The 10456-nt window shown below is 42.0% G+C and carries 9 protein-coding genes and 2 tRNA genes; 6 read left to right on the plus strand and 5 right to left on the minus strand.

The genetic code is table 11. The features are described from left to right. Positions 1-257: 257 nt before the first annotated feature. From E5342_RS07925 to E5342_RS07940, 4 genes are all read left to right on the plus strand, one after another. Positions 258-329, plus strand: a tRNA-Glu gene (locus tag E5342_RS07925). A gap of 24 nt (positions 330-353) precedes the next feature. Further along, a tRNA-Glu gene (locus tag E5342_RS07930) sits at positions 354-425 on the plus strand. Between the two features lie 93 nt (positions 426-518). After that, entirely contained in the window at positions 519-2012 is a 1494-nt protein-coding gene (locus E5342_RS07935; protein ID WP_135959152.1) for an NAD-dependent epimerase/dehydratase family protein, read from the plus strand. 126 nt (positions 2013-2138) lie between these two features. Continuing rightward, positions 2139-2354, plus strand: coding sequence for a winged helix-turn-helix domain-containing protein (locus E5342_RS07940; protein WP_005854120.1), 216 nt, complete (start codon positions 2139-2141; stop codon positions 2352-2354). Positions 2355-2619: 265 nt separating this feature from the next. Here the strand turns inward: E5342_RS07940 and E5342_RS07945 are convergent, their stop codons facing one another. Together E5342_RS07945 and E5342_RS07950 are read right to left on the minus strand one after the other, a co-directional pair. Beyond that, a complete protein-coding gene (locus tag E5342_RS07945) occupies positions 2620-3825 on the minus strand; it encodes an ectonucleotide pyrophosphatase/phosphodiesterase (protein ID WP_135959153.1) in 1206 nt (401 codons plus the stop codon). 131 nt (positions 3826-3956) lie between these two features. Continuing rightward, a complete protein-coding gene (locus E5342_RS07950) occupies positions 3957-5960 on the minus strand; it encodes a tetratricopeptide repeat protein (protein ID WP_135959154.1) in 2004 nt (667 codons plus the stop codon). Between the two features lie 135 nt (positions 5961-6095). On the opposite strand from E5342_RS07950, the gene E5342_RS07955 reads away from it, so the two are divergent. Together E5342_RS07955 and E5342_RS07960 are read left to right on the plus strand one after the other, a co-directional pair. Continuing rightward, positions 6096-6488, plus strand: a complete 393-nt coding sequence (locus E5342_RS07955; RefSeq protein WP_236651480.1) for an SPFH domain-containing protein — start codon at positions 6096-6098, stop codon at positions 6486-6488. A 51-nt stretch (positions 6489-6539) separates the two neighbouring features. Continuing rightward, positions 6540-6740, plus strand: a complete 201-nt coding sequence (locus E5342_RS07960) for an Arc family DNA-binding protein (protein WP_005854106.1) — start codon at positions 6540-6542, stop codon at positions 6738-6740. Positions 6741-6772: 32 nt separating this feature from the next. Here the strand turns inward: E5342_RS07960 and E5342_RS07965 are convergent, their stop codons facing one another. From E5342_RS07965 to E5342_RS07975, 3 genes are all read right to left on the minus strand, one after another. Beyond that, a complete protein-coding gene (locus E5342_RS07965) occupies positions 6773-7816 on the minus strand; it encodes an SPOR domain-containing protein (protein ID WP_121736489.1) in 1044 nt (347 codons plus the stop codon). 90 nt (positions 7817-7906) lie between these two features. Beyond that, complete coding sequence (locus E5342_RS07970; protein WP_121736488.1) at positions 7907-9439, minus strand: SusD/RagB family nutrient-binding outer membrane lipoprotein; 1533 nt, start codon at positions 9437-9439, stop codon at positions 7907-7909. An 11-nt stretch (positions 9440-9450) separates the two neighbouring features. Beyond that, entirely contained in the window at positions 9451-10323 is an 873-nt protein-coding gene (locus E5342_RS07975; RefSeq protein WP_246867075.1) for a hypothetical protein, read from the minus strand. Positions 10324-10456 lie beyond the last annotated feature (133 nt).

Below are 10456 nucleotides of genomic sequence, written 5' to 3' on the forward strand. Positions count from 1 at the left end.
TTATTAAACTGGTATTAGTAATGTTCACTATCAAATATTACAGTAGGCAAAGGTAGAATAAATAAACAGTATCAACAATGAAAAAGGCATGAAAAAGCAACACTGATTGAGTACTTTTGATGATTTGAATGTCACTTCATCCTTCTTTTTAATCAGAAAAGAGACGATACGCACACTTTTTTTCGTCGAATCTATTGCCTATTTCAAAAATATGCCTACCTTTGCAGCGTCAGAACAAAACAAAGTTGACAACTTTTGGTGGATTCGTCTAACGGTTAGGACACATGCCTCTCACGCATGCAATACGAGTTCGATTCTCGTATCCACTACAAGAAGGTAACAAAACATGAATCGGTGGATTCGTCTAACGGTTAGGACACATGCCTCTCACGCATGTAATACGAGTTCGATTCTCGTATCCACTACAAAAGCTCTCAATCTATTGGTTGGGAGTTTTTTTTTATATATCTTCGTTACCCAATAGTATCCTAAGTCTTTTATTATACATTTATTATATCATGAAAAGTAAAAAGACCGTCTTTCTGACCGGAGCCACCGGGACGATGGGGCATGCCGGATTGGTCGAGTTGTCCAAGCGGCTAGATCGTTTTAATATAACACTCTTGGTTCGTTCGAGCAAAATCAACAAAGAGAAATTGGCCGCCTATGAGACCGTGGCAGGGATCCGTATTGTTTGGGGAGACTTGACGAATTATCAAGATGTCTTAAATGGAGTAACGGGGGCGGACTACGTATTGCATGTAGGTGGAATGGTTTCCCCGGCAGCAGATTATTTCCCTAAAAAGACCTTGAAAGTAAACACCGCCGCCGCCCAATATATCGTGGATGCCGTAAAAGCACAACCAAACGCAGATCAGATCAAGGTAGTCTATATCGGCTCCGTGGCGCAAACCGGCCACCGTAACGCACCGGTTCATTGGGGACGTACGGGAGATCCGATCAATATAAGTGTCTATGATCATTATGCCATCTCTAAGACAATAGCCGAACGTATTTTCGTGGAGTCGGGTATTAAACATTGGGCGTGCCTTCGCCAAACCGGTATCTTATGCCCCGAATTATTATTCAAGGGTTCGGATCCAATCACATTCCACGTACCGCTAGATGGCGTGTTGGAATGGGCTACCGCCGAGGATTCCGGTCGCTTACTAGCGAATGTATGCGAGGAGGAGGTGCCGGATGAGTTTTGGAACCGTTTCTATAACATTAGTAGCGGCCCGTCTTTCCGCCTGACGAATTATGAGTTTGAAAGTAAATTGCTAAAAGCGATTGGCTGTCCCGCCCCAGAGAAAATATTCGAACCGAACTGGTTCGCTATCCGTAATTTCCACGGACAATGGTATACCGATTCCGACCTATTGGAAGGATATCTGCATTTCCGCGGTAACCAAACTTGCGACGATTATTTCAAATGGATGGCCAGCCAAGTCCCTTGGTATTTCCACCTGGCAAAGATCGTCCCTCCTATCTTCATAAAACTGGGTATGGGAGCCATCGCTAAAAAGCCGGGACTGGGAACCCGTAACTGGATCAAGAACAGACACCAAGATCGTATATCCGCATATTTTGGCTCGTATGAGGATTGGCAAGCAATCCCCGGTTGGGATAAGATCCGGACAGAACGCCCCTCCGAAACACCCGTCTTTCTGGATCATGGTTATGATGAAAGTAAGCCCAAATCGGAATGGGATATCGAGGATATGCGTAAAGCCGCGGAATTCAGGGGAGGAAAATGCTTGTCACCGGCCATGACAAAAGGAGATTTATCGACTCCTCTCGATTGGGAATGCCAATTCGGTCACCATTTTAAGGCCTCTCCCACATTAGTATTATTAGGAGGTCATTGGTGCCCGGAGTGTTTACCTCTCCCTTGGAATTACGACGAGATCGCTAAAGGAAATCCGTTCTTTGCCCAAGTATGGTATCCATTCCACGATAAAAAGGAACACAATGTATATGATGAATCCATATTCGCTGACTTCAAGGAATAAAATTCAACGCATCAAGAGATTTTGTCTTTTAGATTATTTATCTTAACGCAACATACTTTTACCGGATATTATCTGTTATATACAATATAAGCACTATATACCATAAACATAAAAACAGATTTTATCATGACAAAAGGATCGATCGGATTAAATGCAGGAGCTATCTGGAATTTACTTTCAGATGGCCAACATTGGAGTTTTGAGGCGTTGAGGGCAAAATCCGCTCTAACAGATGCGGATCTATGGTCCGCTATCGGTTGGCTCGCTAGAGAAAATAAGATTGAAATTGATAACACTAGCAGCCATCCTATCTTCTGTCCGGGTACCAACTTTTATTTTTAAATGACATTATGATATTTCATTGCGAAGGATTTCACTTTCTTCGCAATGAAATCTTCAAGGATGATTTGTTCCGGGGACTACAGGAAATCGAGATGACACTCGCATATCAATAGAGTAACATTACTGCAACTGGTCTTGCAGTACTTCTGCAAGGTTCGTGCAGTGTTACTGCAAGGCCGTCGCGGTATTACTGCACGGCGGTTGCGGTATTACTGCACGGCGGTTGCAGTAAATCATCCAATCATGAAGTCCTGTGGAAATCCTATCATTTAAATAACTGCCGGACGACAACGCTATCCCCATCATTTGGGGCGGGCTCTATATTCAATAAGCGCGCAATCATCAAATAAAGGTTCACGTTCGCCATTTGCGGAACCTCTACATGTTTCTTGAACGAGGGACCTGCCGCATAAAATATAGCCTCCATCTCCGGCGTAAAATTATCGTAACCATGTGTCGCCGCATAATGGGGAGATGATTTCTCACGGAATTGCACATACGTTCCAATATGTGGAAAAACAACTAAATCACTAACGCGAGGATTCTTTCCGTAAACAAATTTCTCAGGGATCTCGTTTTTCTTCCATACAGTTATATTCGGCACTTTCTGTAAAATCGCATAGGCAGTATCCACATAGGTTTTCTTTGGATATAATAATGTAGGAACGCCATCAAAAACATAATCGAAACTATCACGGGGTAGATAATCATTCAAATTCACATATTTCTCAGGATAATAAGTGGCCATTCCATGATCCGAAAGAACGATAAAATCGATCTTATCGAAAATATCCAACTTACGGGCTTCAGTGAAAAAACGATCCAAGACTTTATCCAAGTTCTCCACGACATCCAAGGTTGCTGAAGAATCAGGGGTAGCGGAATGGCCTATCGCGTCCGGCTCTTCCATATACCACATAATCAAATGAGGACGTATATCTTCCGGCAACTTCAGCCAAGAGATCACGGAATCAGCACGATCTGAAAAAGAAACCGATTTATCAAACGGCTTCCATATTGAAGGCTGCCCACTCGCCAAAGGCACCTCACTACCTACCCAATAGAACGAAGCGGTACGAACCCCTTGGCGCTCCGCCGTATTCCAAATAGGTTCTCCACCATAAAATTGCGGATCAAGATTTCCCATTCGATATGAACTATCAAGCTCCGCGTCATAAAAGAAATTATTTACCAAACCATGATGATCCGGGTGTAATCCGGTAGCCATGCTATAATGATTCGGGAAAGTTACACTGGGATAACACGGGCGAAACGTGGAGCGAACCCCTACATTCGCCAAAGAATCCAACGTCGGAGTATGAGCACGTGAGGGATAATCAGAGCGGAAACCGTCCATTGATAAAACTACGACATAATGATCCGATTGTTTTTTCGTTTGGCAACCGGTAAAAGCCAATAAACAAACACAAAAGAAACTAACGAGTAAGAACTCAATACGATTATTCCACATATCATTAAATTAAAAAAGAGGTCCACAAAGATAGTGAACCTCTTCTAATCATTAAACTTTAATTTAATGAAAGATTTTTCTCTTAGAAGATATACCGAAAACTATATATTTTTCCCGCCTTTTCTATTTCATCATATATCCTCTCCTCCTCGCAACGCATCCGCTATATCTTGATGCCGCTGGGCTAATTCGTCCTCTCCGATCGCCCGGAAACCCTCCGCCAGATATTCGTGGGAAGCCGCATGTTTAGGTTTAATACTTACCGCCTGCTGGAAATCCAGAATCGCTTCATCGTAATATTTGAGCTTCAATAAGCATTTTCCACGATTATAGCGGGCCTTAAAAGATTTCGGACTTAATTTTACCGCCTTGTTTAAACAAACCTGGGCATCATAATCCTCGCCTATATCCAATAAAGTAACCCCTTTGCGTACCCAAGCTTCCACATAATTCGGACTCAAATTCAAGGCTTTATCAAAACATCGGATAGCGGCATTCGCGTCATGTGCCTTCGTTATGCACTCGTTGCCCATCAAGTAATATTCATGCGCATACTCTTTCTGGGTCTCACGAAGCGAATGCAACTCCTCCCTCAAAGCCTTAATCTGCGCCTTTTGGCTGTTCAACGTTTGCAACTTCAAACGAAGCAGCCGTTGCACCATCGGATTATCCAATTCATTCCGTTTAGAAACGGCGGCGGCAAAAGCCTCGACCGCCTCTTTCATATTACCCTGCCGAAAACCCTGAGCCGCCCGGCCATATTGCAGTTCCGCCTCACTTTCCTTGAGGCTTTTCTCTATTAACGCTTGGTTGTTGAATATTTGGCTGAATTCTACGATCTCTTTCCGGATAAAGATATCCCGGGAAGAGATCTTGCTTTTTAGTACCAAGCCTTCCAATGAAGTACAACGGCTCAACGCCACATAGGTTTGTCCCCCAGCAAATACCCCCCCGGTCAAATCAACTACCACCCGGCTAAAAGTCAAGCCTTGACTCTTATGCACCGTGATCGCCCAAGCTAAACGAATCGGCAATTGTTCGAACGTACCGACAATCTCTTCCTCGATCCGTTTCTCTTTCTCGTTATATTTGTATTTATAATTCCGCCATGAGGTAGGTTCAACCAAATGCTCTACACCGCTCTCCAGCAAGACATAAACATTTCCATTCTCATCGATACCCGATACCATACCGATCGTCCCGTTTACCCAACGACGCTCATAATCATTATCGATAAAAATAACCTGCGCCTGTTCCTTGATGGATAAATTCAGCTGGGTAGGTAGTGAGGATTCAGGAAAATCCCCCTCGATCTTTCCCACGGAGACGTACTCTTCTCCGGGAAGCTCGGCCAACTTCTTCTCATTGATAAAATCAACCTGATCCCGGCGAGTGGCCAACGTGATATACATATCCTCATTCTGAGGCTCGAAAGACGGGAAGCAACGTGCGTTCAACGTATCCAACTCCTGTTTCCTAGCGGCATTATTACGAATCCGATCCAATACATTGATAAAAACAGTGTCGGTCTGGCGATACACCTTTTGCAACTCGATCGGCACCAGATTGATATCCTTAAACACACGAGCCGAGAAAAAGAAAGGGCTGGCGTAGAACAAGCTTAAAATCTCTTTTTGGTCCGACGGAACAACCGGTTCCAACTGGAAAACATCTCCCACGAACAATAGCTGTTTTCCTCCAAAAGGCAATCGCATATTACCGGAATAGACCCTCAAAATACGATCTACACAATCAATAATATCCGCCCTCACCATCGATATCTCATCAATGATGATCAAGTCGACCTCTGCGATAATTTTCCGTTTATCCTTCGGATACTTGAAAAACTCAAAGATACGACCATGAGACAAACTTAAATCCGGATCATCCGGCAACAGCGGCCGGAAAGGAAGCTTGAAAAAGGAATGCAAGGTAACACCGCCCGCATTTATGGCCGCTATTCCGGTAGGAGCCAGCACCACATACTTTTTCTTCGTATGATTGCAAATATACTTCAAAAAAGTAGACTTGCCAGTCCCTGCTTTCCCTGTCAGGAAAACAGATTGGCGAGTGTGGGAGATCAGTTGCAAGGCATCCTGAAACTCCTTATTGTTTGTGTCTAACTGAAAGTCCAAGTATGTAATTTTTAGATGAGACAAAGCTATGAAAATATTTACAGATCACTCTAATTATATCCCTCAAAATATTTGGAAGTCTCCATAAAAATCACTTATTTTGTGATATCAAATTTATATCATATATAAATCATCATGAAAGCAACCGAAAAGACATTCAACGGACTGAGAATCTCGGGGTTTATTGTTCTTTTTCTCCTATTGGCTCTATCAAGTCCCTGCTGCTATTTAATCGCAGGCACCAACGAGACTTGGAGCGTAATCACCGGCATCGTCGGACTCTGCCTGTTAGTGGTTTGTTTATTGGGATTCATGGAAGTCGAGCCCAACAATGCCCGAGTAATGCTCTTTTTCGGAAAATATAAAGGGACAATTACTGATAACGGATTTTTCTGGGTCAATCCACTTTACAGCAAAAAGAAAATCACGTTACGTGCCCGTAACTTAGATGTCCCTCCCATCAAGGTTAACGATAAGGTTGGTAATCCGGTTATGATCGGAGCCGTGATGGTTAGCAACCTGTCGTAAATACCTGGACCCTATATCATTAATATAAGGATTTAATATTAATACTAGTATATGGCCAAAAAAGATAATACTGTCAAAAGCTTCATCCTTCGGGTGGACGCTGATATGATGGAAGCTATCGAAGCTTGGGCTGCGGACGAATTTCGCAGCACAAATGGCCAAATCCAGTACATTCTGGACCAAGCCTTACGAAAGGCAGGACGGTTGAAAAAGAAGAGACTGCCCCGGCCACAAAACGACGACAAGTCATAAAAAAAGCCTGATCTTTCGATCAGGCTTTTTCATTAACGGCTAATGAACAGCCAAGCATCTTTATACTTTTCTATTTTTCGAAGTGTCGCCATGTAGCTCTCGGCATCTGCCCGGTTATTAAACTTATCCGCATAAATACGATATTTACCATCACGAACCACCTTGCTTACATTCTTACATTGCGTGCGGTCTACACCGGATATATACTCATTCGCCTGCTCCTCTGTCGGGAAACTCGCTATTACGATATGATACATCTTTTTCGTTGCCACGAGTTCCGCTTTCGGAGCGGGGACAGCGACTTCTTTCCTTACCTCAGGGACAGAAGGCGTTTTGGCAATCTCAGTCTCCTTAGTCGCTTCTATTTTGGGAGTTACCTCCGCCACCATCTCGTCCACTTGAGATATTTGAATTTCCTCCGGCTGAGAAATCGGTTCCTCGAACCTATAATTTATCATCTCCGTAGGAACAAAACTAGCTGTATAAGCGGACAGGTTTACTTCTTTCACCGGAGTTGAAACCACAAAGAATAATGCGACAGCAGCAACTGACGCCACGACAACCCGGATCAACTTACGACTAACCGGGATATAGAACACATCTTTCTTTTTCTTACCCGCAAGTAAAGCAACCTCTTCCCGCTCTTCCTCCAACGATCGCAAAACCGGAAAATGAAACGATGATAAACCATACGAATTCGCATTGAATACCCCAGAATCGCCCGGCGTAAAAATGGTCTGCCCTTCCTCTCCTATAGAGAAAGTCCCGATTCGCCCCAATGTTATCCGCTTGTCTTGTTCCAAAGAAACATTCAAAGCCTCAATATCCTCTTCCAGCATCAACTGAGCTTTCCGGTAATCAACGCCATACGTCTGCATATATGACTCGGAGAGCAAGCCGTCTGTATGCTGTAGCGTGACATTGAACATAACCTCTTTACGCATCGGCCGGAACAAATGTTTCTCTTCCTGATACGTCGCAGGCAAAGTTTGCAGCACGAAACCACCAAACTTCGGCAAGATCACACAATCGTGCGTCAGCAACAAGCGTTCAATATGTGTTATTATCCTTAACATAGAGACAAAGGTAAATATCTTTATAGAAATAACAAAAAAAGAGCACTTTTTTCCTTTGAAATGACCCGGAAAATTATATGTATGACATTCTCATTTCAAAATCCACATGACACCCATATAGTCATCCGACCCTCCATACTGGTCGCTAATTGATTTTGAGACATTATCCATATTGTAATCCAACTCTTCTGATGGATACATCCATCTTAACGGCATTTTATCAGAAGGCATATTCCTATTCGATTTCGGATTGATCGGAATATTTGGTACACCTGTCCTACGATATTCAAAGAAAGCATTGTAAGGTGTTTGAAGGAACGTCAATATGTACTTTTGCCAAATAATCTGACTCAACTGTTCTTGAAAATCACTAGCGAACTTAACGCCTTGGTTTCCGAGATATTCTTGAATATAGGCATCTGTTATTTTTCGATTATGATGGAACATAACATCATCGGGGGTATTATCCGCCACAAACCGCATTGAAGAACGAACGCCTTCCTCATAATACTCTTTGGGACTTTTTGAGATAAAACCTCTCAGAGCCATCTCAGCCAATATAAAATTTTGTTCTTGATAACTCAAGAAAAATACAGGCTCGCCCTCCGGCAGTTCCTCGTAGCGATCGTTTATTTGAGAAACAGTTCCCCCACTCACAAAAGTCAAGATCTCAGACTGAGGTAAGGTCGGGTCTACTCCACCATAAGCATCCCATTCCGAGGGATCCAACTTGGCTTCTTCTGAGCTCGGTGTCGGTTTCGCATAATAAAATAAACGATAATCTTTCAAGGCTTTCAATTTATCAACAAAAAGATTAGTCATCCTGTCATTATTCACAAAACTATTAATTTCCTTAAAATAAGGATATTTCTGTCCAGCCTTATTAGAGTACACAACTTGGAAATTATCCGCAATCGACTCAAAAACAGGTCTGTTATTGATAATCTCATTGATTCTTTCCCGAACCTTTAAATCCGGATCATCGACCTTTTTATACAGATTAAGAAGCAACTTCAATTGCATAACATTCACAGCCTTACGCCATTTCGTCACATCCCCTCCATAAATATAATCACCCTCAAAATTAGTACCAGCACTAAAGAGACGGTCCGCCTCATCCAATTCATTCAATAACCCGAGAAAAACATCTTTTTGAGAGTCATATTTCGGGAAATACACCTCTTCATCCTCAGCTCTTAAAGCTTCAGAATAAGGTATGTCTCCCACTTGCATTGTCAAATTGAAGAAAAAGAAAACTCGTACGAAATGAGACAATGCCATATAAGAGTTTTTCAACTCATCAGTCGTCGCAAAATCAACCATCTTCGAGGCATTCCGCAAATCTCTCAAAGCATCATAATTCGCTCCTCCCAATAAGTTGAAAGCTATATCTATATCATTAGCCTCTGTCCACGACAAATATTTAGCTAACAATTCATCTCGGATAAAACCTTTTCCATCTCCATTTGCGTAAGTGGTAATATCACGTAACAATTCTGTAGCCAACATCGCAGATGTTACCGTATTGGTTGAGTTTGGGTTCGTATTTACACTTTCGAAATCGTCACATCCTATCATACCCAACAAAACCAGTCCGCATATCAATATATTTTTAATTTTCATACGTTTAGCTTTTAAAATTCAACTTTCAAGTTTACACCTACATACCTTATAGATGGAGAAGATATATCCTCGCCCTCAATATCCTCAAAGCCATCCGGATCAGAGAATCTAAAATCTTTGGTCAACACAAATAAGTTCTGTCCGATAAAGCCTACATAACAGCTATTCATACTTAACTTACTAATAAACTTCTTCGGCAAATTATATCCGATTGACATTTCCCTCAATTTCAAGAACGTTTTTTTCTGAACTAATTTATCTGGATTATTATGGCTGCTTCTTACAAAATCCTCATAAGAAGTCTCGATATCATTCGGAGCGAATACCCGCGTATCTGATGTAATCCTGCCATATTGATCATATTTGACCTCGCCTGATACAATCTTGACACCTTCACCCACATAATTTTTCTTGCCATTCACCACCTCATCATATCTCCATTGATTGTCCGTATCCGGATGAGCGCCGGTTTCCAACATGTGGAATTCCGTATTCGACCATGATTTTCCACCAATACGGCCATCAAAATTGAGTGTCAGCGTAAAGTTCTTATACTTGAATACATTCGCCAGACCATACTCTAAATCAGGATCCGTATAACCTATCAAAGAGCTATATTGGCTCCTAGACATCAAGCCATTGGTATTAATAATATAATTACCATCCGGATCTTTGTCATAACCTTTATATGAATAAGAATCCGTACGAGCACCCACGTATGTCCACAAATTATCCGGGCTGAAATTCTTATCTAATTTAGCGTAATATCTCTTACTCGTTGAAAGATTCAACGACACATCCCATGAGAAATCACGAACTTGCACCGGAGTAGCGTCAATAGAAATCTCCACTCCACGACGAACGTATTCTTCGTCAATATTCATCAATCTCGATTTATATCCCGTAGTGGAAGATATCCTTTGACTGATCGTATTATTATAAGTTAACTTATTGAAATAACTCACTACTGTCCCATTAAAATCTGAAAAAGTTCTTTGAAATTATTGAAATATAGTT

This window comes from Parabacteroides distasonis, assembly GCF_004793765.1.
GTDB classification, from domain to species: Bacteria; Bacteroidota; Bacteroidia; order Bacteroidales; family Tannerellaceae; genus Parabacteroides; species Parabacteroides distasonis_A.

What these genes read in the sequence shown, in the direction of transcription:
- E5342_RS07935 (WP_135959152.1), top strand. Translation starts at nt 519, where the DNA reads ATGAAAAGTAAAAAGACCGTCTTTCTGACCGGAGCCACCGGGACGATG.
- E5342_RS07975 (WP_246867075.1), bottom strand. Translation starts at nt 10,323, where the DNA reads ATGAATATTGACGAAGAATACGTTCGTCGTGGAGTGGAGATTTCTATT.
- E5342_RS07940 (WP_005854120.1), top strand. Translation starts at nt 2,139, where the DNA reads ATGACAAAAGGATCGATCGGATTAAATGCAGGAGCTATCTGGAATTTA.
- E5342_RS07960 (WP_005854106.1), top strand. Translation starts at nt 6,540, where the DNA reads ATGGCCAAAAAAGATAATACTGTCAAAAGCTTCATCCTTCGGGTGGAC.
- E5342_RS07945 (WP_135959153.1), bottom strand. Translation starts at nt 3,825, where the DNA reads ATGTGGAATAATCGTATTGAGTTCTTACTCGTTAGTTTCTTTTGTGTT.
- E5342_RS07955 (WP_236651480.1), top strand. Translation starts at nt 6,096, where the DNA reads ATGAAAGCAACCGAAAAGACATTCAACGGACTGAGAATCTCGGGGTTT.
- E5342_RS07965 (WP_121736489.1), bottom strand. Translation starts at nt 7,816, where the DNA reads ATGTTAAGGATAATAACACATATTGAACGCTTGTTGCTGACGCACGAT.
- E5342_RS07970 (WP_121736488.1), bottom strand. Translation starts at nt 9,439, where the DNA reads ATGAAAATTAAAAATATATTGATATGCGGACTGGTTTTGTTGGGTATG.